The 23,484-nt window shown below is 71.4% G+C and carries 25 protein-coding genes; 6 read left to right on the top strand and 19 right to left on the bottom strand.

Annotated features, from left to right (window positions below; genetic code table 11):
• Window positions 1-64: 64 nt before the first annotated feature.
• From E1293_RS15825 to E1293_RS15815, 3 genes are all read left to right on the top strand, one after another.
• Window positions 65-718, top strand: a complete 654-nt coding sequence (locus E1293_RS15825; protein WP_132198155.1) for a sigma-70 family RNA polymerase sigma factor — start codon at window positions 65-67, stop codon at window positions 716-718.
• Between the two features lie 139 nt (window positions 719-857).
• Window positions 858-1,046, top strand: coding sequence for a hypothetical protein (locus E1293_RS15820; RefSeq protein WP_132198154.1), 189 nt, complete (start codon window positions 858-860; stop codon window positions 1,044-1,046).
• A gap of 10 nt (window positions 1,047-1,056) precedes the next feature.
• Window positions 1,057-1,926 (top strand): HAD family hydrolase, encoded by an 870-nt coding sequence (locus tag E1293_RS15815; RefSeq protein WP_132198153.1) that lies wholly within the window; start codon window positions 1,057-1,059, stop codon window positions 1,924-1,926.
• Window positions 1,927-1,940: 14 nt separating this feature from the next.
• On the opposite strand, the gene E1293_RS15810 is transcribed toward E1293_RS15815, so the two are convergent.
• Window positions 1,941-3,074 (bottom strand): FAD-dependent oxidoreductase, encoded by a 1,134-nt coding sequence (locus E1293_RS15810; RefSeq protein ID WP_243716250.1) that lies wholly within the window; start codon window positions 3,072-3,074, stop codon window positions 1,941-1,943.
• Between the two features lie 57 nt (window positions 3,075-3,131).
• Between E1293_RS15810 and E1293_RS15805 the strand changes: the two genes are divergently transcribed.
• Together E1293_RS15805 and E1293_RS15800 are read left to right on the top strand one after the other, a co-directional pair.
• Window positions 3,132-3,830 carry a TetR/AcrR family transcriptional regulator gene (locus tag E1293_RS15805; protein WP_207938879.1) on the top strand — a complete coding sequence of 233 codons (699 nt, stop codon included), beginning with the start codon at window positions 3,132-3,134 and terminating at the stop codon, window positions 3,828-3,830.
• 476 nt (window positions 3,831-4,306) lie between these two features.
• Window positions 4,307-7,459 carry an ATP-binding protein gene (locus tag E1293_RS15800; RefSeq protein ID WP_243716252.1) on the top strand — a complete coding sequence of 1,051 codons (3,153 nt, stop codon included), beginning with the start codon at window positions 4,307-4,309 and terminating at the stop codon, window positions 7,457-7,459.
• On the opposite strand, the gene E1293_RS15795 is transcribed toward E1293_RS15800, so the two are convergent.
• The 13 genes from E1293_RS15795 to E1293_RS15735 form a co-directional block, all read right to left on the bottom strand.
• Entirely contained in the window at window positions 7,437-8,222 is a 786-nt protein-coding gene (locus E1293_RS15795) for an ABC transporter permease (RefSeq protein WP_132198150.1), read from the bottom strand. The two genes, E1293_RS15800 and E1293_RS15795, sit on opposite strands and share 23 nt — an antisense overlap.
• Window positions 8,219-9,178, bottom strand: a complete 960-nt coding sequence (locus tag E1293_RS15790; protein ID WP_132198149.1) for an ATP-binding cassette domain-containing protein — start codon at window positions 9,176-9,178, stop codon at window positions 8,219-8,221. Before E1293_RS15790 ends, E1293_RS15795 begins: the two co-directional genes overlap by 4 nt.
• 186 nt (window positions 9,179-9,364) lie before the next feature.
• Window positions 9,365-9,814 carry a hypothetical protein gene (locus tag E1293_RS15785; protein WP_132198148.1) on the bottom strand — a complete coding sequence of 150 codons (450 nt, stop codon included), beginning with the start codon at window positions 9,812-9,814 and terminating at the stop codon, window positions 9,365-9,367.
• A 14-nt stretch (window positions 9,815-9,828) separates the two neighbouring features.
• The gene (locus E1293_RS15780) at window positions 9,829-10,239 is read right to left on the bottom strand and encodes a hypothetical protein (protein ID WP_132198147.1); all 411 of its coding nucleotides are present in this window, start codon (window positions 10,237-10,239) and stop codon (window positions 9,829-9,831) included.
• Window positions 10,240-10,392: 153 nt separating this feature from the next.
• Window positions 10,393-11,283 (bottom strand): NBR1-Ig-like domain-containing protein, encoded by an 891-nt coding sequence (locus E1293_RS15775; protein ID WP_132198146.1) that lies wholly within the window; start codon window positions 11,281-11,283, stop codon window positions 10,393-10,395.
• 288 nt (window positions 11,284-11,571) lie between these two features.
• The gene (locus tag E1293_RS15770) at window positions 11,572-12,129 is read right to left on the bottom strand and encodes a hypothetical protein (protein ID WP_132198145.1); all 558 of its coding nucleotides are present in this window, start codon (window positions 12,127-12,129) and stop codon (window positions 11,572-11,574) included.
• 4 nt (window positions 12,130-12,133) lie between these two features.
• Window positions 12,134-13,324 (bottom strand): low temperature requirement protein A, encoded by a 1,191-nt coding sequence (locus E1293_RS15765; protein ID WP_207938878.1) that lies wholly within the window; start codon window positions 13,322-13,324, stop codon window positions 12,134-12,136.
• A gap of 63 nt (window positions 13,325-13,387) precedes the next feature.
• Entirely contained in the window at window positions 13,388-14,317 is a 930-nt protein-coding gene (locus E1293_RS15760) for a lysophospholipid acyltransferase family protein (RefSeq protein WP_132198144.1), read from the bottom strand.
• A 16-nt stretch (window positions 14,318-14,333) separates the two neighbouring features.
• Window positions 14,334-15,329, bottom strand: a complete 996-nt coding sequence (locus E1293_RS15755; RefSeq protein WP_132198143.1) for an NAD-dependent epimerase/dehydratase family protein — start codon at window positions 15,327-15,329, stop codon at window positions 14,334-14,336.
• Between the two features lie 48 nt (window positions 15,330-15,377).
• On the bottom strand, window positions 15,378-15,476 hold the full coding sequence (locus tag E1293_RS15750; RefSeq protein ID WP_018654693.1) for a 30S ribosomal protein bS22: 99 nt from the start codon (window positions 15,474-15,476) through the stop codon (window positions 15,378-15,380).
• Window positions 15,477-15,847: 371 nt separating this feature from the next.
• Entirely contained in the window at window positions 15,848-16,051 is a 204-nt protein-coding gene (locus E1293_RS15745; RefSeq protein WP_021591693.1) for a helix-turn-helix domain-containing protein, read from the bottom strand.
• Window positions 16,052-16,402: 351 nt separating this feature from the next.
• Window positions 16,403-17,248 carry a phosphatase gene (locus E1293_RS15740; protein ID WP_132198142.1) on the bottom strand — a complete coding sequence of 282 codons (846 nt, stop codon included), beginning with the start codon at window positions 17,246-17,248 and terminating at the stop codon, window positions 16,403-16,405.
• 13 nt (window positions 17,249-17,261) lie between these two features.
• Window positions 17,262-18,422 carry an acetoin utilization protein AcuC gene (locus tag E1293_RS15735; protein WP_132198167.1) on the bottom strand — a complete coding sequence of 387 codons (1,161 nt, stop codon included), beginning with the start codon at window positions 18,420-18,422 and terminating at the stop codon, window positions 17,262-17,264.
• Between the two features lie 197 nt (window positions 18,423-18,619).
• On the opposite strand from E1293_RS15735, the gene E1293_RS15730 reads away from it, so the two are divergent.
• Window positions 18,620-19,603, top strand: a complete 984-nt coding sequence (locus tag E1293_RS15730; RefSeq protein ID WP_132198141.1) for an alpha/beta hydrolase — start codon at window positions 18,620-18,622, stop codon at window positions 19,601-19,603.
• Here E1293_RS15730 and E1293_RS47440 read toward each other — a convergent pair.
• The 5 genes from E1293_RS47440 to E1293_RS15710 all read right to left on the bottom strand — a co-directional run bounded on the left by E1293_RS47440 (window position 19,600) and on the right by E1293_RS15710 (window position 23,423).
• Window positions 19,600-19,752 carry a hypothetical protein gene (locus E1293_RS47440; protein WP_165978238.1) on the bottom strand — a complete coding sequence of 51 codons (153 nt, stop codon included), beginning with the start codon at window positions 19,750-19,752 and terminating at the stop codon, window positions 19,600-19,602. The two genes, E1293_RS15730 and E1293_RS47440, sit on opposite strands and share 4 nt — an antisense overlap.
• Window positions 19,753-19,881: 129 nt before the next feature.
• Window positions 19,882-20,319, bottom strand: a complete 438-nt coding sequence (locus E1293_RS15725) for a hypothetical protein (RefSeq protein WP_207938877.1) — start codon at window positions 20,317-20,319, stop codon at window positions 19,882-19,884.
• A gap of 69 nt (window positions 20,320-20,388) precedes the next feature.
• On the bottom strand, window positions 20,389-21,183 hold the full coding sequence (gene proC / locus E1293_RS15720; RefSeq protein ID WP_132198140.1) for a pyrroline-5-carboxylate reductase: 795 nt from the start codon (window positions 21,181-21,183) through the stop codon (window positions 20,389-20,391).
• Between the two features lie 99 nt (window positions 21,184-21,282).
• On the bottom strand, window positions 21,283-22,203 hold the full coding sequence (locus tag E1293_RS15715) for a proline dehydrogenase family protein (protein ID WP_132198139.1): 921 nt from the start codon (window positions 22,201-22,203) through the stop codon (window positions 21,283-21,285).
• 53 nt (window positions 22,204-22,256) lie between these two features.
• A complete protein-coding gene (locus E1293_RS15710; RefSeq protein WP_132198138.1) occupies window positions 22,257-23,423 on the bottom strand; it encodes an LCP family protein in 1,167 nt (388 codons plus the stop codon).
• Between the last annotated feature and the right edge of the window lie 61 nt (window positions 23,424-23,484).

The following is a 23,484-nucleotide window of genomic DNA, read 5'->3' as shown; positions in this document are numbered from 1 at the left end:
GTACCTTTCGGTATCTAGAGTGGCAGATCACGCCGGAGGTCGCGTACGCCCCGAGGAGAACTGCATGAGCAGCTTGCCCCTCGATGCCGGGGTCGTCCCGCTTCCTCGGCATTCCCGGGGCACGCTCGTCCGGCCCGCCCACCGGACCTCGGACAAGGCGGCCGACCGGGCCGAGGTGATGAAGGCCCTTGTATTGCGGGCGCGGGACGGCGACGCCGACGCGTTTGGCTCCCTCTACGACCACTACGTCGAGCTCGTCTACCGGTACGTCTACTACCGGGTCGGGACGCATTCGCTCACCGAGGACCTGACCAGCGAGACGTTCCTGCGCGCCCTGCGCCGCGTCCACGACTTCCACTGGCAGGGCAAGGACTTCGGCGCCTGGCTGGTGACGATCGCCCGCAACCTCGTCGCCGACCACTTCAAGTCGGGCCGGTACCGGCTGGAGGTCTCCACCGCCGAGCTGGTCGAGCCGGACCGCCCGCAGGAGGGGCCGGAGCGGGCCGTCCTGGACGCGATGACCAACCGGACGCTGCTGATCGCCGTCCGGCAGCTGGGATCCGAGCAGCAGGAATGCGTCGTGCTGCGGTTCCTGCACGGGCTGTCGGTCGCCGAGACCGCGCTGGTCATGGACAAGAAGCCCGGTGCGATCAAGGCCCTGCAGTACCGCGCCGTCCGCTCCCTGGCCCGGATGCTCCCGGCCGACCTGCGCGGCTGAGCCGGCCGATCCGGCCGGCCGGAATAGGTGATTCGTTGATGACCGGGGCGTAACCCGGCCGGGCGTTCGCTCGTTCTTGCGGGCAGGGAGCGCGTGCGCGCCTGGAGTCCGCAAGGGAGCGGCCAGTGAGAACCGGGCAGTGAAGACGAGACTGGGAAAGATCACCGAGCGGGAGAACGCGCTCACCCGGCTGCGGGCGAGCGACGCGGGTCCCGATCCGCGGTTCCGCGCCGAGCTGCGCGAGCGGCTGATGGCGGCGGCGGGCGACCGGAGTGAGGACCGTCGCAATCACGGCCGGGGGGACGGCCACGGGGAGGCGGTTGACTAGGCTTCGCCTCATGCGGCGATTCTGGCAGCGCGACAAGGACGCGGACCACAAGAGCGCCGGGGAGGCCGCCGCGGCGGCGGCCGAGCTCGGCCCGCTCCCCGCGCCCGATCCCGCCGCGGCGGCGTTCTTCGACGTCGACAACACGATGATGCGCGGCGCGTCCATCTACTACTTCGCGCGCGGCCTCGCCGCCCGCAAGCTGTTCACGATGCGCGACCTCGCCATGTTCGCCTGGGGGCAGGCCGCGTTCCGGCTGCGCGGCACCGAGAACTCCGAGCACATCGGCAGCGCGAAGGAGGCCGCGCTCGCGTTCGTCGCCGGGCAGAAGGTCGCCCAGATCGTGAAGCTCAGCGAGGAGATCTACGACGAGGTGATGGCCGACCGCATCTGGCACGGCACCCGGACCCTCGCCCTCCAGCACCTCGACGCGGGCCAGCAGGTGTGGCTCGTCACCGCGACGCCCGTCGAGGTCGCCCGGACGATCGCGCACCGGCTCGGCCTCACCGGCGCGCTCGGCACCGTCGCCGAGACCCGCGAGGGCCTCTACACCGGCCGGCTCGTCGGGAACCTGCTGCACGGCCCGGCGAAGGCGGAGGCCGTCCGCGCCCTGGCGCAGCGCGAGGGCCTCGACCTTGCACGCTGCTCGGCCTACAGCGACTCGATCAACGACCTGCCGATGCTGACGGTCGTCGGCCACCCCCACGCGGTGAACCCGGACGCCGAGCTGCGCGCCCACGCCAAGGACCACGGCTGGCCGATCCACGACTTCCGCACCGGCCGCAAGGTCACGATGGTCGCCCTCCCCGCCGCCGCGGGCGCCGGCGCCCTCGCGGGCGGCGTGGCGGCCGGCATGGCCCTCCGCCGCCACTACCGCACCTGAGAGCGGGGCGGCGCTCACGATGCCTGCTCGGCACCGGTCATCATGGCGATCCAGCTATGGGGGGCACCGGCGCCGAGCATGGTGCCGTAGACGTCTTCGCCCGCGGCTTCGGCGGCGCGCGGGAACATGGCCTGCTCGTAGGCGGCCAGCGCGGTCTCGGCGTCGCCGGGATGCGCCGTGATGGCCTGGCCGAGTTCGGCGCCGTCCAGCATGGCCAGATTCGCGCCTTCGCCGTTCGGTGGTGCGAGGTGGGCGGCGTCGCCGAGCAGGGTGACCCCGGGCGTTCGAGCCCAGCGGTGCCCGACCGGAAGGGCGTGGAGGCGCCGCAGGACCGGCGCGGTGTCGCTGTCGGTGAGCAGCGCGGTGAGCTGCGGTGCCCAGCCGTCGAACTCCGAGACGACCTGTGCCGCTACGGCTGCGGCGTCGGCGGGATCGGTGCCCGCGAGCCAGTCGAGCGGCTTGACGAGCTGCGCGTAGGCGTGCAGGGTCCCGTCGCCCTCCCGCTGAACCAGGAATCCCTTTCCCGGTGCGAGGGCGAACAGCGAGCCGGCGCCGACCGCTTCAGTGGCGGCGCGATGACGGGTGGACCCGGCGAACAGGAAGGTCTCGACGGAGGTAACGCCCACGTACGCCGGGGTGGCGGCGGACACCACCGGCCTGACCTGTGACCAGGCCCCGTCGGCCCCGATCAGCAAGCTCGTGACGGCGGTGGCGCCGCCGGCGAAACGCACCTCGTGGCGTCCCTCGCCGAGGGCCCGCACACCGGTGGCCTTGTGCCCCCACCGGACGACGCCGTCCGGAAGCGAGTCCAGCAGTATCTGCCGCAGCTGACCGCGCTGCACCTCGGGACGCTCGCCCGTCCCGTCGTCGGGCAGGTCGAGCAGTACGGTTCCCGCCCTGTCCAGCACCCGGTAGGACTCGCCTCCCTCCAGGACGAGGCCGCGGAACTCCTCGATCAGCCCGGCCGCCGCGAGGGCCCGCTGGCCGTTCCACGGATGGATGTCGAGCATGCCGCCCTGGGGGCGCGCGGCCGCCGAGTCCTCGGCCTCATGGACGGTGACCGAAATGCCGTTGACGTGCAGGACGCGCGCCAGGACGAGTCCGCCGAGGCCGCCTCCGACGATGGTGATCGGTTCTTGGATTGTCACTCCAACGACGTTAGCACGAGTTTGGAGCGGCAATCCAAACATGGCATGATGGAGCTCATGGCGACCAAGCCCCGACGGGCCCCCCGACGTACGCAGGCGCTGTCCAAGGATGTGATCGTCAGGGCCGCCACCGAGCTCCTCGATGCCGAGGGCGAGAACGCCCTGACCTTGCGGGCGCTCACCGTGCGCCTGGCGACCGGGTACGGGGCGATCTACCACCACGTCGCGGACAGGGACGACCTGCTCGGTGCGGCCACCGACGACATCATCGGCCGGATGGTGACCGGCCTCGCCACCGACGCGGAGCCCCGGCAGGCGCTGCGTTCCCTCGCACTCGGCCTGTTCGATGCGATCGACGCCCATCCCTGGGCCGGCACCCAGATCAGCCGAGAGCCCTGGCGGCCGGCACTGCTGGACATCTACGAGAGCATCGGCCGGCACCTGCGGTCGCTCCAGGTGCCCGAACGAGCGGTGCCGGGCTCCGCGGGCGTGCTCGTCAACTACATCCTCGGCGTCGCCGGGCAGAACGCCGCCAACGCCCGCGCACTCGCCGACGGCAAGACGGACCGATCGGCCTTCCTCGCCACCGTCGCCACGCGGTGGGCGCACCTCGACCCGGCCAGATACCCGTCGCTGCACAAGGCCGGGGCACATCTGCGCGACCACGATGACCGCGAGCAGTTCCTCGCCGGCGTCGACCTCATCCTCGCCGGCATCGAGACCGTACATCGTCCGGGCAAGGACGACCTGCCCTGATCCCCGTCCCGGTTCCGCTGCTCTGGATTCACGCCGGGGCGACCTATGCCTGTGCGGCGACGCCAAGACTGCGGGCGTGCGGATCGACCGCCTCCTCAAACACCGCCACTTCCCATCCACATGGTGACCGCCTCGTCGGGCCCGGCGTGGAGGAGAGGCCGACGCTTTCTCGCGGGCGCTGCGCTGTGACGGTCATCGTTCTCACCGCCATCACTGGGAGCTCGACGGTACTCGCGGGTCTCGCAGCGCTCCTCATGGCAGACCGGCGGCGAGCTGGATACGTCGGCCGACATCGCGCGATGTTCTGACCTGGACGCCCGCGCGCCGGATGGTGGAGCGAACCGGCACGACGCGCGGGCCGGTGGGAGCGGAGGCCGTCCGGGCCTGGCGCAGCGCGAGGGGCTCGACCTGGCGCTGCTCGGCATACACGCGATCCATCGCGTTTGGTCCGCACGCCTTAATCTGTCTGCGTGAGCATGGAGTTGTCGCTGTTGTCGCGGGTCGCGTGCCGGGGGCGGGACGTGACCAGTCCCCGGCTGCGCGGGCTTCTGGCGCTGCTCGCGGGCGAGCCTCGGGCGGGTCTGTCCGTCAACCGGCTGGTCGAGGGGCTCTGGCCGGACGAGCGTCCGGAGAACCCGGGCAAGGCGCTCCAGGTCGTGGTGTCCCGGGCCCGTTCGCAGCTGGGCGCCGACGTCATCGCCAGCACACCGGCCGGATACCGGCTCGGTCTGGGCGAGTCCGAGGTGGACGCGTCGGCCGTGCTGCTCGCCGCGTCCGCGAGCGCCCGATGCTCGCAGGACGGCGACCACGCGGCCGCGCTCGACCACGCCGAGCAGGGGCTCGCGCTCTGGGACTCGCCGCCGGAACCCGATGACGGCGACGATCCGGTGTCCGTCCTGCGCGCGGAGCGGGTCTCGGCGTACTGGACGCTGACGCGCTTCCGCGCGCTGGCTCTCGCGCGGCTCGGGCGGCACGCGGAGGGGTTCGACGCGCTTGTCCGGGTCGCCCGCGAGTATCAGCGGGACGAGGAGGTCCTCGCCGAGCTGCTGCGCTGCGAGGCGTCGACGGCGGGGCCGTCGGCCGCGCTGGAACGGTACGAGTCCTACCGGCGGTCGCTGCGGGACGAGCTGGGCACCGATCCGGGCACCGCGCTCCAGCACCTCCAGCACGAGCTTCTGCAGGAGGAGGCGCCGTCGGTGCGGCGCGGGGTCGCGCACGACCCGAACCCGCTGCTCGGCCGCGACGGCGACCTCGCCGCCGTCCTGGGCCTGCTGCGCACCTCGCGGGTCACCTCGGTCGTCGGGGCGGGCGGGCTCGGCAAGACGCGGCTCGCGAACACCGTGGCGCGGGACGCCTCGCAACGCACCGTGCACGTCGTCGCGCTGGCGGGTGTGGCGCGGAACGAGGACGTGGCGGGCGAGGTCGCGTCCGTCCTCGGCGTCGGGGAGTCGGCACGGGCCCGCGGACGGCTCGGCGGGCCCGGCGACCTTGTCTCCGGGATCGTGGAGACCCTCGGGCCGGGGCCCGCCCTGCTCGTCCTCGACAACTGCGAGCACGTCATCGATGGCGCGGCGAACCTGGCAGGCGCCCTCGTATCGATGACGCGTGATCTGCGGGTGCTCACCACGAGCCGCGCGCCGCTCGGCCTGTCGTCGGAGTCGGTGTACCCGCTGCCCGCGCTGGACCTCGCCACGGCCGCCGAGCTGTTCCGGCAGCGGGCGCGGGCGGCGCGGCCCGGCGTGGACCTGCCGTCGGGCGCGGTGGACGAGCTGTGCCGCCACCTGGACGGGCTGCCGCTCGCGATCGAGCTGGCGGCGGCGCGCGTGCGGGTCATGTCCGTGCCCGAGATCGCCCAGGGACTGGACGACCGGTTCGCGCTGCTGCGCGGCAACGTGCGCGACGCGCCCTCCCGCCACCGGACGATGCACGCCGTCGTCGACTGGAGCTGGAACCTGCTGTCCCCCTCCGGGCGGGCGGCCATGCGGTCGCTGTCGGTGTTCTCCGCCGGTTTCACCGTGGAGGCGGCGCGCCGTCTCCTGGTCGGCGGTGACGTCCTGGAAGTGCTGGAAGACCTGGTCGGGCAGTCGCTCCTGGAGGTGTCCGAGGACGGGCCAGGGACCCGGTTCCGGATGCTGGAGAGCGTCCGCGAGTTCAGCGCGTCCCACCGGGAGGCGGAGGGCGAGACCGAGCGCGCGGTCGACGGGCTCCTCGCCTGGGCCCGCGAGTTCGGCGCGGCGCATCAGGAGGCCCTGTTCGGGGCCGAGCCGTTCGGCCACGCCGACCTCGTCCGGGCCGAGCAGGACAACCTCCTCCAGGCGCTCCGCCACGGGCTCGCCCGGGAGGACGGCCCGGCCGTCGCGGCGGTCGCCGCCGTCCTCGGCGGCCTGTGGATGCTCGAATCCACCTACACCCGGCTGATCGTCCTGGTGGAGGAGGCCGCGGGGCCGCTCAGCCGGCTCCGTCCGGGACCGGAGGACATCGAGGTCACCCGGACGGCCCTGGCGCTGAGCGTGATGACCACGTTCCTGCTGAAGGAGACACGGGCGACGCGGGCGCTCGTCGCGCTGCGCCGCCTGCCGCCCGCGCCGCCGAGCAGCCTGATCCGCGCCATCGCGGTGCTCGTGGCCGCCGCACCCGAGATCCTCGGGCCGGACCCGGCCGTCCTCGGCGCGCTGCGAGCGAGCGGCGAGCCGTACCTCGCGGCCATCGCGAACTGCCTCGCCGGCTACATCAGCGAACACGACGGAGACGTGGCCGGAGCGCTCGCCTCGACCGAGGCGATGGCGGCGCTGCCCGGCGCGATGCGGAATCCGTGGCTGCGGCTGCTCGTCCACTCCCGCCTCAGCGAGCTGCTGATGCCGCTCGACCAGGGAGAACGGGCACTGGGCCACCTGCGGGTGTCACTCGACCTGCTGGAGCGTTGCGACTGGCCGGACATGTTCGGGCTGATGTGGGCGTTCGCGTCCGTCCACCTGTCGCTCGGCGAGTTCGACGAGGCGGAGCGATGGCTGGACAAGTCCCTCGTGCAGGGGCCCGGCGAGTCGTTCGGCACCGTCACGTTCAACCTCGGCACGCGCGCGGAGATCGCGCTCGGACGCGGTGACACCGACACCGGCCTGCTGCTGTGGCGGCAGGCCGTCGAACGGCTCGCGGCCGAGGAGAACCCCACGGTCGCGCCCGGCCTCGATCCCTGGACCCTCGAAGCCCACTGCACGGCCGTGGTCGCCCACGTCCGGCACGGGCGCGTCGACCTCGTGGAGGACGTCGTCGCCGAACTGCCAGCCAAGCTGTCGGCCCTGCTCGCCGAGCCGGAGATCCCGATGCCCGCGTTCTTCATGAGCCTCCCCGTCACCGGCGGGCTGCTGCTGGCGCTGGCCATGGTCGACCTCGCCCGTCCCGGGGCGTCCCCGGACGTCCGGACACGGGCCGCGCGGACGATCGCGCTGGCGGAGCGGCTGCACTACATCAGGTCGTTCCAGCCGACGATGTCGTCCGCGCTCGTCCGGCGGGCGGCCGAGGACGCCGATGGGCCGGCGTACGCCGACGCGGTGTCGGAGTACGCCGGCATGGGCCGCGCCGAGCTGCTGGACGCGGCCAGGAAGCTGGTCAGCGCGGCGCCTTCCGGTTGAAGATGATCTTCGACAGGACGTAGCCGGCGACGGCGAGCCCGGCGCACCACGCCAGGGAGGCCGCCGCGTCCCGCCCGTTCGGCGTGCCCAGCAGCAGCCCCCGCACCGTCTCGATGATCGGGGTGAACGGCTGGTACTCGGCGAACCACCGGATCCCGGCCGGCATCGACTCCGTCGGGACGATCGTGCTGCTGAGGAACGGCAGGAACTGGATGATCAGCGGCGTGTTGCTGGCGCCCTCCGGGTTCTTGGCCAGCAGCCCGAGCGTGACGGCCACCCAGGTCAGCGCGAACGTGAGCAGCAGCATCAGGCCGGCGGCCGCGAGCCAGTCGAGGACGCCGCCGCTGGTCCGCAGGCCCATCGCGACCGCGACCCCGATGACCGCGACGGTGCTCAGCACCGTCTGGATCATGCTGCCGGCGACGTGTCCGGTCAGCAGCGACGACCGCGAGATCGCCATCGTCCGGAACCGGTCGACGATGCCCTCGGTCATGTCCATGCAGACGGAGACCGACGTCGCCATGCACCCCGACGCGATCGCCATCAGGATGATCCCCGGCGCCACGTAGTTGATGTAGTCGTCCTTCGCCGCCCCGCCGACGCCCGCGCCGAGGGTGTTGCCGAAGACGCCGACGAACAGCAGCAGGATCAGGACGGGCATCATGATCCCGCCGATCGTCAGGGACGGGTACCGCAGCGCGTGCCGCAGGTTGCGGCGCAGCATCGTCGCGGAGTCGGCCGCCGCGTGCGTGAGCATGGTCATCGGGAGGCCACCTTCTCGTTCTCGGGCCGGCCGGTGAGGGCCAGGAAGACGTCGTCCAGGTCGGGGGTGTGCACGGAGAGCTCGCCGACCTCGATCGACGCGTCCTCCAGCCGGCCGAGCAGGGCCCGCAGCGACCGGACGCCGCCGTCGCTCGGCACCTGCAGCGCGAGCGCGTCGTCGTCGCGGGTCTGGGCGCCGAGCGTCCGCGCCGCCGCGTCGAGCGCCGCCGGGTCGTCGAACCGCAGCCGGACGTGCCCGCCGGGGACCAGCCGCTTCAGCTCGTCCGACGTGCCCTGCGCGACCAGCCGGCCGCCGTCCAGGACCGCGATCCGGTCGGCGAGGTGGTCCGCCTCGTCCAGGTACTGGGTGGTCAGGAAGATCGTGACGCCGCCCCTGACCAGGCCGCGGATGGTCTCCCACATGGTGCGCCGGCTGCGCGGGTCGAGGCCGGTCGTCGGCTCGTCGAGGAAGATGATCTGCGGGTCCCCGATCAGCGTCATCGCGATGTCGAGGCGCCGCCGCATGCCGCCCGAGTAGGTGAGGGCCGTCTTGTTCGCCGCCTCCGCGAGGTCGAACCGCTCCAGCAGGTCGTCGGCGGCCCTCCGCCCGGTGGCCTTGCCCAGCCGGTGCAGGTCCGCCATCAGGATCAGGTTCTCCCGGCCGGTCAGCAGCCCGTCCACCGCCGAGTACTGGCCCGTGACGCCGATCGCCCTGCGCACTCCGTCGGGGTCCTTCGCGAGGTCCCGTCCGGCGACGCTCACCCGGCCGCCGTCCGCGGGGATCAGCGTGGACAGGATCCGGACCGCCGTCGTCTTCCCCGCCCCGTTCGGCCCGAGCAGCGAGAACACCGTCCCGCGCGTCACCTCGATGTCGATTCCATCGAGGACGACCTTCTCCCCGAACGCCTTTCGCAGCCCGGTCACCTGAATGGCCGTCTGCCTCGCCTCAATGTCCATGCCACGAACCTTGGGGCCGGTCGCCTTCAACGCGGTTTCAGCCCGGTTTCACACACCCCGGTTTCGCACACCCCGGTCTCACGCACCCCGGTTTCACGCACCCCGGTTTCACGCATGGGGCAGTAACCACGCGAAAGGCCCCGGCCGCCGGAGGGCGACCGGGGCCCCACCCCCGCGTCTCGGCCGTCAGCCGCAGTGCTGGGCGGCCTTGTACAGGTGGGCGTGCTCGTCGTAGTAGTACGTCTCCGCGACGAAGGAGATGCACATCCCGCGGCCCTTCACCTTCACCGGGCCGGCGTACTGCCAGTACTTGCCGTTGTCCTGGTCGACGTTGACGCCCCAGTGGACGTTGTCCTCGGTCAGCGTCGAGTTGTACATGTACATGCTGATCTCGTGCTTGAACTGCGAGTAGTACGCCGTCTTGACGTTGACCGCGCAGTTGTAGCCGGTGCTGGAGTTGTAGTACAGGTACACGTGGCTGAGCGTGTTCACCGGCGACTTCACCGCGTAGGTGTCGATGAGGGAGCCGGAGCAGCCGTAGCCGCCCGCGTGTGCCGCGGGCGTCAGGGCCAGGGTGATTCCCACGCCGACGGCGAACGTGGTGGCCGCCGCCGCGATGCGCTTGCGAAGACTCATGGTGCCCGCCTTCCTCAGCAGCGTTCGCTGGTCTTGGCGGACGCACCGTCGGGAATCCAGCCGATCGCCTGCGTGCAGTGGGCGAGGGTGCCGGTGCCGAGCGACCAGACCGCGGCCTTCTTCGTCCGGCACTGGGTGCCTTCCAGCGAATGGGTGCTGTTGTCGCCGACCGCGGCGCACGCGTTCCAGGAACTGTGCGAGTTCCGGTAGCCCTCCCAGACGTACACGTAGGCCCAGTTCTTTCCGCACCCCTTGAACTGCTTCACCGAGGCGAACGTCTGGCCGCCCGAATTGATGTGCGCGGTGCTGCCGATCTGCACGGTGCTGGAACACCCCGGAGCGGATTCGGCGTGCGCGACGGCCGGGACCCCCACGACAGCGGGGACGGCGAGAAGCCCGGCCAGCGCCGTCTTCGCAACCTTCATGTGTCGACCCTTCTCCCTCAGGCAGGTCCGCCCAGCGCGGACGGCGCAAGCCTGGCATCGGGTCGCCGGTGTCCGGAACGGTGCCTGACAAGCTATGACATCGTCTGACACCCCGGACGGAGAGTCCGCAGCGCACAGGCGCGCGTCCGGCAGCTACTTGACGACGTTGACAACGAAGTAGATGGGTCTGGCGCCTGGCAGGAACTGCTGTCCGCGTCCGTCCACCATCTTCCAGCCGACCCAGCACGACCCGGGACGGCTCGGCGCCATGACGTGCACGCTGATACGGACGTGCCGCCCTGCCGCGGTGTCGGGAACGCGGACCTTTCCAGGAGTCAGGCAGGTCCCGTTATCGGCGGGCAGGTCGGCCCTTTGCAGGTATCGGTCGTGCCAGGCGACGGACCCGGCATTCCGAACCTCCCACGTTTTCACGAACCGCTGGCCGACCTTGACCGCCGTGCCGTCGGGAATGGTGACGTCGGCGACGAAGACACTTCTGTCGCCACTGATGAGAGGCACCGCGGGCGGCGACTCCCCGACCTCGGCGACGCGCGCCCCCGGATCTTCGTCCTGACCGTCCCGCAGGTACCAGGCGGATCCGCCGGCGATCAGCAGGCCCCCGCAGAGCGCGCCCGCCACGATGTACGTTCGCGGCCGCCTCCGGGCGGAACCGTCGGTGGCGCTGGGCATCTCGATGGTGTCTTCGCCGCCGTCGTCGACGGACTGCGCGGGCTTGGCGGGCCCGGGCTCGGCCTGCTCCGCCGCACGCTCGGCCTCACCGGCACCGGACGCCTCCGACCACTGCGCCCTCCAGTCGTCGACGTCGCCGCCGCACACCTCGACGAACGCCTTGGTCGTCGGCCAGCTCGGGAAGCGGTTGCCCTTCGCCGCGTCGTGCAGCGTCGTATGGCTGACCGTGCCCGACTCGGCGGCCATCGCCCGGAACGAGGGGTTGCCCGCCGCGGCGCGCAGGCACCGCAGCTCCCTGGCGAACTGTTCCTGTCGCTCTCGTCTTCCGTCCGCGGGCGAAACGGCCTCCGGCAAGGGTTACTCCAGTCCTGGCATCCGCTGACCGGACACGATGAGGTGAAGCAGGTCCCGCCGCGCGGCGCGCCTTCCCGGCCGCGCGGACCAATCCTGATCTTGCAGAAAACACCCTCGTCCCGCAACCACCATCAGGTAGCCGGCATGGGACGATCGAGACGGGATCGGGGACGATCGTGCCACCTCGCGCCACTACTCCCAGGTCACACGCGTCCGCTATCCGTAACGGCGGCTCCGTACCACCCCAGACCACGCCCGAAACCTTCCGCCAATGGCCGGTTCCGGCAATCACGTCGCCGCAGGGGCGGTGCCGTCGGCTATTCGCATGGTCCAGGTGTAGAACGTCGCGGGGTCACCGAGTGCGTCTTGCAGGGCGGGGGCGACGATGGGCGCGTTGGCGGCGTTGAGGAGGTCGCGCAGGCCCAGATACGCCCACTCCCAGACCATGGCATCGAAGTTGTAGGCGTGCATCAGCGGGGTGAGACGCCGCCGGATCCCGGCGACCTCCGCTGGAGGGAAACCGGCCTCGTGCAAGCGGCCGAGAGTCGCGCGTTCGCATTCGGGCCCGAGCCGGGTGTCGAGGAACGGTTCCAGCAGGTCGCCCCAGGCGTCGTAGCGGGATGCCCTGGCGATCCCGTGCCGGTGGCAGAACTCCTCCAACTCGGGCTTCTGGCGCCGGGGGACGAACAACGTCTCGCCACGCGTGGTCCGGATCTCGGGGTCGATGGCCTTCCAGTCGGCGTCCCGGATCCGTGCGGGCGTGACCATCCCGATGGGGTGCACCGTGGCGCCGCGGAAACCGTAGTCCTGGAAGCAGATGTGGTCCTCCGCGAAGGTCGCCTCCATCGGTTCAGCGTGGTCTCTCAGCGGCATTTTCGGAAGACGGCCGCGCTGTGAGAGGCGGGGTCAGGGTCGTGGCGATGAGGAGGGCCAGGAGGACGGCGATGGCGATGAGGCTCGCGGCCACGCCGATGCCGGGCGCGGCGAGGATCGTGAGCAGGACCAGGGCGGCCGCGGCGAAGATGAGCGCCGGACGGACGTTCGTGCGGCGCATCTGGGCGTGCAGCGCCCACAGCAGCACGAGGACGACGGCGACCGGGACGGCGACGGCGGCGACCACCGTCCGCGTGCTCGCCTCGATGTGCTCGCCCGCCGACGCGACCGCCGTTTCCAGGCCGGCGCCGATGGCGGCGAGCGCGGCGAAGATGAAGTAGTGGCCGTAGCCCCAGATGAACGACCTGTCGCGGCGCGCCTCCAGCCCTTCGCCGGCGGGCTCGGAGAAGTAGACCCACCAGAGCGCGAACAGGATGGCGAGCCCGGCGAGGGCGATGGTGATCAGCTTGCCGCTCACCCCGTGCTCGACCGAGTCCTGGACGGCGTTCGTCGCGGCGAGGACGCTCTCCCCCAGCAGGATGATCGTGAACAGCCCGTACCGTTCGGCGATGTGGTGCGGGTGCCACGTCGTCATGCCGGGCCGCTCCGCGATCAGCGGGACGGACAGGTCAAGGGCGGCGCAGACGAAGAACAGCCACATCGGGCCGCCGTCGGGGAGGGCGAGCCGCGACACCCAGAACACCTGGACGATCGACAGGCCCGCCGCGTACCGCAGCGCCGTGGCGCGTCCGGCGGGATGCGCGATGGCGGCCCGCACCCACAGGCTGACGAGGCCGACGCGCATGACGAGGTAGCCGATGGTGACGGTGGTGAAGTCGCCGTCGAACGCGTCCGGCACCCCGGCCGCGAGGACGAGAACGCCCGCCATCTGCACGAACGTCATGACGCGGTACAGGACGTCGTCGGTGTCGTAGGCGGACGCGAACCACGTGAAGTTCATCCACGCCCACCAGATCGCGAAGAACACCATGAAGAACGGCGCGACGGAGTCGCCGAGGTGCGCCTCTTCGGTGGCGTGGGCGAGGCGCCCGGCGACCTGCGACACCGCGGCGACGAACGTCAGGTCGAACAGGAGCTCAAGCGGGCTGGAGACGCGGTGCGGTTCACCCAGGTCGCGGGCGGCCATGCGGCTTCGGAGCGGCGGCATCCGCTCACTCTAGGGCGGCGGCGATCATGCCGCTGGAACCGCTGCGCTACTCGAACCGCTCCGCTAGAGGAAGGCGGGGCCCCGGTGGAGCAGCGTCTCGTACAGCATCTGCTGGATGTTCTCGCGGACGTGGTCGGTGATCTCGAAGACCGTCATCGGGTCGTCGGCCGTGTCGGCGCCGTAGTCGTCCAGCGTCATCGGCTCGCCGAACCGGATCACCCACTTGGACGGCAGCGGGACGAGCCCCGCCGGCCCGAGCAGCGGGAACGTCGGCGTGACCGGGAAGTAGGGGAGGCCGAGCAGCCGCGCCAGCGGACGCAGGTCGGCGATCTTCGGGTAGATCTCCTCGGCCCCGACGATCGCGCACGGGACGATCGGGACGCCGCCGCGCAGCGCGGTGCCGACGAAGCCGCCGCGGCCGAAACGCTGCAGCTTGTAGCGCTCCGCGAAGGGCTTGCCGACGCCCTTGAACCCCTCGGGGAACACGCCGACCAGCTCGCCCTTGGCGAGCAGCCGGGCCGCGTCCTCCTTGCAGGCGAGGGTGTGGCCGGCCTTGCGGGACAGGTGCCCGAGCAGCGGGATCTGGTAGACGAGGTCGGCGCCGAGCAGCCGGACCTGCCGGTCCGCGTGGTCGTGCAGCGCGACCGACAGCATGAGCGCGTCGAGCGGGATGGTGCCCGAGTGGTTCGCGACGAGGAGCGCGCCGCCCTCCGGGATGTTCTCCAGGCCCTCGATCTCGACCCGGAACCAGTGCTCGTAGAGCGCGCGGGCGAGCGGCAGCAGGACCATGGAGTTGAACTCGGGGTCGAAGCCGAACTCGTCGACCTCGTACTCGCCGGCCAGCCGGCGCCGCAGGAACGCCAGCCCGGAGGCGAGCCCGCGTTCGAGCGTGCTCCGCTCGGGCGGATCCTCGTCGGCACCGTCCTGGCGGACGGCGGCGAGCCGGATGACCTGTGCGCCCTCGTCGCCGTTCTCCTGGTGCGCGTTCATCATCTCCACGGCTCCCCTCTCAGGCACGTCCGAGCAGCCCGGCCAGTCCGCGGTGGCCGAGGCCCTGGGTGGCGGCGAAGTCGGCGAACGCCGCCTCGGAGCTGTACTTCGGACGCCATGCCAGCTCGTCCTGCAGGGCGGTTGTGTCGATGACCCGCCCGTAGGTGAGCCAGCGCAGCAGTTCCGGCGAGAACCCGGACAGGCCCGCGAAGCGGCGCCCCATGTCGCCGAGCACCGAGATCGACGGGGACGGGACGGGCAGGTACGGCCGCCCGGCGCGGCGAAGCGCCTGGGACAGCAGCAGCACGCCGTCCCCGGCGACGTTGAAGCAGCCGGGGTGGTCCTCGACCGCCATCCGCCGCAGCACCTCGACGCCGTCGTCCTCGTGGACGAACTGCAGCCGCGGGTCGAAGCCGAGCACCGTCGGCACGACCGGCAGATGCAGGTAGCGGCTGAGCGGCGAGTCGACCCCCGGGCCGAGGAAGTTCGCGAACCGCAGCACCGACACGGTCAGGTCGGAGCGGCGCCGCATCAGGCCGCGGACGTAGCCCTCGACCTCGACGGCGTCCTTGGCGTAGCCGGACTTCGGCGCCTCGACCGGCTCGTCGAGCTCGGTGAAGACGGCCGGGTCCATCGGCGAGGAGCCGTAGACGGCGGCCGACGACCGGACGACGAGCTTGCGCATGTCGGGCGAGCGCTGGCAGGCCGCCAGCAGCTGCATCGTCCCGATGACGTTCAGCTCTTTCACCTTCGCGCGCGGGAAGGACGAGGAGGTCACCAGGTTGAGGTGCACCACCGTGTCCACCGCCGCCGACGAGATGATCTTCGCGATGCCGGGCGTGCGGATGTCCACCCGGACGAACTCGGTGCGGCCGAGCGATCCGGCCGGCGGCACCGTGTCCACCCCGATGACCCGCTCGATGCCCGGGTCGGCCTGCAGGGTGTTCGCGACCCGCGCCCCCAGGAAACGGGACACGCCCGTGACGAGGACGACACGGGCCGCGGCGGCGGGCATGGAGGACACTGTGCGCCCCACCCCTCTACGGCTGGACGGCCGGCGAGATCACTTCTTGTTGCGGCGCTGGATGCGCGTCTTCTTCAGCAGCTTGCGGTGCTTCTTCTTGGCCATCCTCTTGCGGCGCTTCTTGATGACAGAGCCCACGGGACCTCGCTCGGCATATCGGGTGTTGTGCAGGAGACGAACGTGCCGCAGGCGAGCGTGACTCGATAAGCGCGCACGGTCCGACGCACAAGCGTACCGCCGTACCGATGGCGTTCATGCCGCGGCCTGCCCCCGAGCGGGGCCGACGGCGGTACGGACGGCGGCCGGCACCGCATGTCGCACGGCGCCGGGCACCGTTCCGTCCGGGCGGGCGCGGCCTGCGGCCGCCACCCGTCCGCTCGGTGTCCGGACCGTCCTGCCGGTCCTCGTCCTGCTTCCCCAGCTTCGGGACGGTCCGGGGGGTCCTTCCCGACGCCCCCTGCACGGCCGGGTATTGAGTTCGCGGCGGGGTCATCCCCCGCCCCTACCCGTTATCCGGCTTCGATGTACGCGTCGCGCAGGTAGTCGTGTACGGCCTGCTCGGGGACCCGGAACGAGCGGCCCACGCGGATCGCGGGAAGCTCGCCCGAGTGGACGAGACGGTAGACGGTCATCTTGGACACCCGCATCACCGCCGCCACTTCGGCCACGGTCAGGAACCTGACCTCGCTGAGAGGTCGCTCGCCTGATGTCATCGGACGCCCTCTTCCACACGTGCCGCGCACCGGCCCTTCGGGTGACTTTGATCACGCACGTGTACTTCCTCCAGCGTAAATCGCGTATCGGCAGTCGCAAGAGGGGAGTTCCGCCCATTTCCGTATCCGACCTGACCGGGGGGATACAGTGCTGATTCCTCACCCAGCGTGGAGCCGACGGTACAACGCGTGGCGCGACGAACGGTTGTCAACCGAAACCCCGCCTTGACCTGCGGTTCCGCAGCGTCCGACGGCTCCCGGCAAGCCCATGCGCCCCGTTACGGCAGTCCTGTCACACGGTGTGACAGAACGGACGGCGGCGAGGCCACCCCAGCCCCGGGGTAAGGGGAATCAGGCGGCCGGGTCGAGGCCCGCGTGATCAAGGATGTACGCGGTCAGCGGCGCGTAGTGGTGCGGGGAGACGCCGTCGTCGAGCGGGACGACCACGTCGAGCTTGCCTTCGGCGGCCCCCGCGAACAGCGCCGGGTCGTTACAGTCCGCGAACCCCACGGTGTCGATGCCGGCCTCTCCGGCGGCGCCGGCCCAGCCGTGATCGGCGATGGCCAGATCCGGCCAAATAGCGGGTTTATCTTCCACGCCGTCCACAGAGCCGGTAGAGGCCAGCTCCCGGAGCATGGCCTCCATCGGGTGCGGGTCGTGCGTGTGGTGCGTCCGGAAGTCCTCGCCCTCCAGCATCGCGACGCCGGGCCGCGCGTAGACGATGCGGCGCAGATCCGAGCCGCCGTAGCCGGTCTCGATCTCGTACGTCCAGCCGCCCGCCGGCGTCAGGATCCGGCAGCCCGCCCCCGCCAGCGCCCGCGCGACCGCCTGGTACAGCGGCGTCAGCGTCGCCGGATGACCGGTCGCGATGACCACGTTCTCCGTGCGGCGGGCCGCGCGGCCGATGCGCTCGCCCATCGCCTCAAGCGTGTCGAGCGTGATGTCGGGGTCGATGGTGTCGTCCCCGTACAGGTGCATGGGGTCGGGGTCGACGCCGCAGCGCTCGACCATCATCTCCAGCACCGACCGCTCCGTCCACGACGGCTTCAGCTCCAGGCCGAGCCGGTAGTACGGATTGCCGGCGGCCATCCGCCGGTAGTGCAGCAGGTTGTTCTGGCGCGGCGTGGCCACGTCGCCCGCGATCATCGTCCGGACGAGGTGGGCGCGCAGCTCGTCGCGCGTCGGCACCTTGCTCATTCGCACACCGGGCTCATTCGTCCGTCATCGGGTCGAGGCCGTGCTCGGGGAACACCGCCCGGCGCGTCGCCAGAATCGCCTGGTCCACGGGATTCGCCGGGTCGTACCCGTCCCCCCACCGGCTGACCTCCACCACGTCCGTCCCGTCCGTCATGCGGAGCGGGGCGATCTCCTCGGTCCGGAGCCGGACGAACGCGCGCCAGTCCTCCGGAGTCTGCGTGCCGGGCGCGATGGGCCCGCCCGCGGCCTCGGCCAGCAGGTGCGTCCACGCGCGCGGGACGACCTGGACCAGCTCGTAGCCGCCGCCCCCGGTGAGCACCCAGCGCCCGCCGGCGGTGTCGTGCGCGAGCCGGTGCAGCATCGAGTAGGCCGTGCGCTGCCCGTCCACGCTGAGGATGAGGTGCGCCAGCGGGTCGAGCGCGTGCCCGTCGGCGCCCTGCTGGGTGACCAGGACGTCCGGGCGGAACCGGTGCAGCAGCGGCGGGATGATCGCGTCGAACGCGCGCAGCCACTGCCGGTCGCCGGTGCCGGGCGGCAGCGAGATGTTGACCGAGGTGCCCCCGGCGCCCGTCTCGTCCGGGAAGCCGGTGCCGGGGAACAGCGTGCGCGGCGACTCGTGCAGGCTGATCGTCAGGACGCGCGGGTCGTCGTAGAAGGCGGCCTGGACGCCGTCGCCGTGGTGGACGTCGATGTCGACGTAGGCGACGCGCTCGGCGCCGTTCTCCAGCAGCCACGCGATCGCGATGGCCGGGTCGTTGTAGACGCAGAACCCGCTGGCGGCGCCGCTCATCGCGTGGTGCAGGCCGCCGGAGATGTTGGCGGCGTGCTCGGCGCGGCCCGTCCACACCGCCTCGGCGGCGGCGACCGACGCGCCCGCGACCAGGGCGGACGCCTCGTGCATGCCGAGGAACACCGGGTTGTCGGCGGTGCCGAGGCCGTACCCGATCTCGGGCAGCCCGGTCGCGCCGGAGTGCTTGACCGCCGCGATGTAGGACTCCTCGTGGACGAGCCGGAGCAGCTTGTCATCGGCCGCCTCGAACTCCGACACCCGCACGTTCGGACGGTCCAGCACCCCCAGCTCGCGGGCCAGCGCCATCGTCAGCTCGACCCGGACGGGGTTCATGGGATGCCCGGGGCCGAAGTCGTAGGAGATGAGCCGCTCGTCCCAGAAGATCTCCAGTCCGCAGTTCCCGGGACCGGAGGGCGGCGGCGATGCGGGACGGCTCATGACCTCACGGTATCGCGCGTACCACGTGACCTGGCCCACAGCGGTTACAGGCGGATGAAGCGCCCGCTACAGACCTGTGACGTGAATTACGCGCTGGAAACGGGCATACCGATAACAGGCAGAAATCTCCATCTGGGGGGTAAATGGACGACGGCCCGAGCGTTCGCAGCCGCGCGATCAGCAACGCGCTCCGCCTCGGCGTCCGCCCGTTCCTGCACTACCTGCCCGGCCATACCGCCGGCATCCGCACCGCCCGGTCGACCGTGGACGCCGCGTCCCTGCTCCTGCGGCACAGCTCGCACGTGCGGGTCGAGTCGGTGGACGAACCACCGCGGAGCGATGGCGACCGCCCGGTCAAGGGCGAGTGGATCGTCCCCCGCGACCTGCCCGAAGGGCCCGCCCGCGGCGCGATCCTCTACCTGCACGGCGGCGGCTACGTGGTCTGCTCGCCGCGCACGCACCGCCCGATCACGTCGCGGCTCGCCCTCGACACGGGCCTGCCCGTCCTCGCCCTCCGGTACCGGCTCGCGCCCGAGCACCCGTTCCCGGCGCCGCTGGAGGACGCCCTCGCCGCCTACCGGTGGCTGCTCGCGCGGGGCGTCCCGGCGTCCGGCATCGTCCTCGCGGGCGACTCGGCCGGCGGGCACCTGTCCGCGGCGCTGGCCGGGGAGCTGTGCCGGCTCGGCCTGCCGGGCCCGGCCGGGCTCGTCCTGTTCTCCCCCTGGGTCGATCTGACCTGCGAACTCTCCATCCAGGCGCAAGAGCGCGCCCGCGACCCGTACATCAGCGCATCGTCGGCGCGCCGGGTCGCTCGCCTCGTCGTGGGGCCGGCCGGATTCGACGACCCGCGGCTGGCCCTGCTCTCCTGCGCCTGGACGGACATGCCGCCCGTCCTCATCCAGGTCGGCGGCGCCGAGGTCCTGCGCAACGAGGCCAAGGCCTTCGCGGACGCCCTGAAGCGCGCGGGCGCCGACTGCGAGCTGCAGATCTGGAAGGGGCAGATGCACGTCTTCCAGATCCTGAACCGCGTCCTGCCCGAGGCCGGGGACGCGATGCGGGACGCCGCCCGCTTCGTCCGGACCGTCACCGGCACCGGCGCCCCGGAGGACCGGACCGCGGCCGCCTAGTCCCGGCGGTCCCGCTTCTTCGACAGCCCCGCCAGGAGAGCGGCGGCGTGGTCGGCCATGAAGCGCGGGACGCGCGCCTTCAGCAGCAGCCGGTGCAGAGCGGACGCCGGAAACGGCGGCTCCGCCGGACGGTCGCGCCGGTCTTCCATCCCAGACCCCCGAATTCCAAGATCAACTGGATGGTATCCGGGCGGACCGGGAATCGCGGGCGAAAGCCCGAACTTCTCCTACCCGCCGCGTGGGCTCGCTCACGCTGAGTCCCCAGCGGCGCACGCGGGCTAGAAGCGGCCGACCGGCTCGGGTTCGTAGGCCCCGTCGTCCTCCCGGCGGCGGCCGCGTCCGGCGACGAAGAAACCGGCGAGCGCGGCCAGCGCGGCGCCGCCCTCGCCGACGACGCTGACGGTCTTCTCCATGTACCAGACGGGTTCGTGCATGTCCGGCAGCGGTCCGAGCGCGCCCAGGTCGACGTAGTAGTAGAGGACGACGGCGCCGGCCGCGCTCGCCGCCACCAGGAACGCGAGCGCGTGCGCCCAGCGGCTCCCGTAGGTGAGGACGATCACGGCGACCACGCCGGCGACCGCGGCCTGCACGCGGAAGAGCAGGTCGCCGTCGATGGACCCGCCCTGTACGTAGGCCATGTCGGAGGCGAACATCCAGTGCACGATCGCGTCGGCCGCGAGGCCGGCGGCGACGATCAGGCGGAGTATGAGTCCCATACCCCTAACACGGACGGAACGCCGCGCCGGATCAATGTTAAAAGCTGAACTTCTCCCCGGATGTCCGGATCAGCCGCTCGCCAGCTCCCGGCCCCGGTTGCGGGCCGCCTCGATGGCCTCCAGGACCGCGGCGCGCACCCCGTGCCGCTCCAGCTCGGCGATCGCCGAGATCGTCGTCCCGCCGGGGGACGTCACGGCCTCGCGCAGCAGCACCGGATGCTCTCCGGAGTCGCGCAGCATGACGGCGGCGCCCACGGCCGACTGGATCACCATCTCCAGCGCGGCGGCGCGCGGCATGCCGAGCAGGATGCCCGCGTCCACCATCGCCTCGACCAGGTAGTAGAAGTACGCGGGGCCGCTGCCGGACAGGGCCGTCGCGCCGTCCTGCAGCGACTCGGGGATGCGCAGCACCTTCCCGACCGGGGACAGCAGCTCCTCGGCCAGCTTCAGGTGCTCCTCCGCCGCGTGCGACCCGGGCGAGATGACGCTCATCGCCTCGTCCACGTGGACGGGCGTGTTCGACATGACCCGGACGACGGGCACGCCCTCCGGCAGCCGCGTCTCGATGAACCCGGTCGTGATCCCCGCCGCCATCGATATCACCAGCCGGCCGGCCGGGACGTGCGGGCCCACCTCGTCCAGCAGCGCGCCCATGTCCTGCGGCTTCACCGCGAGGATGAGCGTCTCGGCCTTCGCGGCGGCCTCCGCGTTCGGCACGATCTCGATGCCGTACCGCTCGCGCAGGAGCACGCCGCGCTCCTCCCGGCGCGCGGTGGCGATCAGCTCGGACGGGCGGCGGCCGGCCCGGAGCACCCCGGACAGCAGCGCCTCGCCCATCTTCCCGGCACCCAGAATCGCGATCATCGGCATACCTTGACGTGGGGATTCAACGACCGCACCAGCCTAGCCGGGCTCTCCCCCAGTGGGGGGCGGCCCCCCACGCCCCCCGGAAGAGCGGCTCGGTCAGGACCGCCCGACGAGGGAGCGCATGAAGAACCGCAGGTTCGCGGGACGCTCCGCCAGCCGACGCATGAAGTACTGGTACCACTCGCGGCCGTACGCGACGTACACACGCACCTGCGCGCCCTGCGCGGCGAGACGGCGCTGCTCCTCCGGGCGGACCCCGTAGAGCATCTGGTACTCGAACGTGCCGGCGTCACGCTCGTTCAGGACGGTCAGCGCACTCGCGATCTCGATGAGCCTGGGGTCGTGCGTGGCCAGCATCGGGTAGCCCTTGCCCGCCATCAGGACCTTCATACACCGCACGTACGACCTGTCGACCTCCTCCTTGTCGGTGAAGGCCACCGCCGCCGGCGCCGCATACGCGCCCTTGCACAGCCTTACGCGCGACCCTTCGTAGGCCAATTCCGCACAGTGCTCCTCTGCACGACGCAGGTACGCCTGCACGACGGCGCCCACGTCCGGGAAGTCGCGCCGTAGTTCCTGCACGACCCCCAGCGTGTGGTCGACGGTCGTGTGCTCCTCCATGTCGATGGTGACCGTCGTACTGGCCGAACGAGCCGCGCCACAGATGCGCCGCGCGTTCTCCAGTGCGAGGTCTGCGTCGAAGGTCTGCCCAATGGCGGACAGCTTCAGCGACACCTCGGCCCTTGCGCCGAGCCCTGCGGCACCAAGGCGCTCCAGCAACTCGACATAGTGCGTGACGTTGGCCTCTGCACGGTCCTTGTCGTGCGTGTCTTCACCTAGGACGTCCAGGCTGACCAGGAGGCCCTCCCCGGTGAGCTCGCCCGTGACGTGCGCCGCGTCCTCGATCGTCTCCCCGGCGATGAACCGGCGGACGACGTCACCGGTGAACGGCGCGGTCTCCATGACCTTGCGCGCGCCATCGCTGCGCGACGCGACGAGCAACGCCTGACGAAGCACTGTGCGAACCCCTTGTCCCTGGGCCTTACCCGTCCCAGGTTATGCCCGGACGCTCACGACACGGTGCCGAGGCTGTTCCCACCGCCGTGCTGCTTGACGTATTCGGGCATCTGCGCGGTCTTGACCGCCTCGAACAGGGCCTTCGCCTTCGTCCCGTCCAGGAACACGACGCTCTGCTTCTTGACCATGCCGGTGCCCTTGTGCGGCAGCGTCATGAACATCACGTCCGACGCGCGGACGCTGCGCATGCTCAGCGCCAGCGACCGCAGATCGCCCGCCGACACGCCCTCGTCCACGCTGATCGACTTGGTCAGCGCGGACAGGAACCGGTCGAGCTTGAGCGGGTTGCTGAGCGTGCCCCGGGCCGCGCCCTGCTTGGCGAGCGCGCCGAGGAACGCCTGCTGCCGCCTGATCCGGTCGAAGTCGCCGTTCGGCAGGTTGTAGCGCTGCCGGACGAACAGCAGCGCCTCCTCGCCGTCGAGCTTCTGCTTCCCCGCCGCCCACCGCTTCTTGCGCGCCGGGTCGTACACGCTCTGCTTGATGTTGACGGTGACGCCGCCGAGCGCGTCCGTCATCGACTTGAACCCCTCGAAGTCGATCGCCCCGTAGTGGTCGATGCGGATGCCGGTGAGGCTCTCCAGGGTCTCGATCAGCAGCTTCGGCCCGCCGAACGAGAACGCCGCATTGATCTTCTGCTTGCCGTAGCCGGGGATCTCCACCCACGAGTCGCGCGGGAACGAGACGATGTAGGCCTTCTTCCGGTCCGCCGGCAGGTGCAGCAGCATGATCGTGTCGGTGCGCTGCTGCCCCGGCTTCCAGACCTTGTTCCCCTCCCCGGTGGTCGCCGCCGCGGCCCGCGAGTCCGACCCGACGAGCAGCCAGTTCTCGGTACCGGCGACGTTCGGCCCGGGGCGCTTGGCCCCCTGGTCCGGCATCACGCCCTTGATCCGGTCGATGTTGCCGTTGTAGGACGACTGCCGCTGCCACACCAGCCCGCCGAGCCCCGCCACGACCAGCGCCAGGAACACCCCGACGGCGATCAGAACCCGAGGCCACCGCCGCTTCTTCTTCCGCTCGGCACCGGGCTCGGCCCCCCAGAACGCGTTCTCGGAGTCCGCCCCGGACGTGCCCGGCGCGTCCGGAGCCTGGGCGCCGTCCGGCCGTGGCGCCTCTGCAGGCCCCTGCGACGCCTGAGAACCGGGAAGTTGGGGGGAGGTCATGGCGCGAAGCTACCAGCCCCCTCACCCGGAGATACCCCACTTCGCCCCACCTGTCCGATTA

Source organism: Actinomadura darangshiensis (genome assembly GCF_004349235.1).
In the GTDB taxonomy this organism is placed as follows: domain Bacteria; phylum Actinomycetota; class Actinomycetes; order Streptosporangiales; family Streptosporangiaceae; genus Spirillospora; species Spirillospora darangshiensis.
The sequence above is the reverse complement of the archived record's forward strand: the minus strand, read 5'-3'. Positions and strand labels throughout refer to the sequence as shown.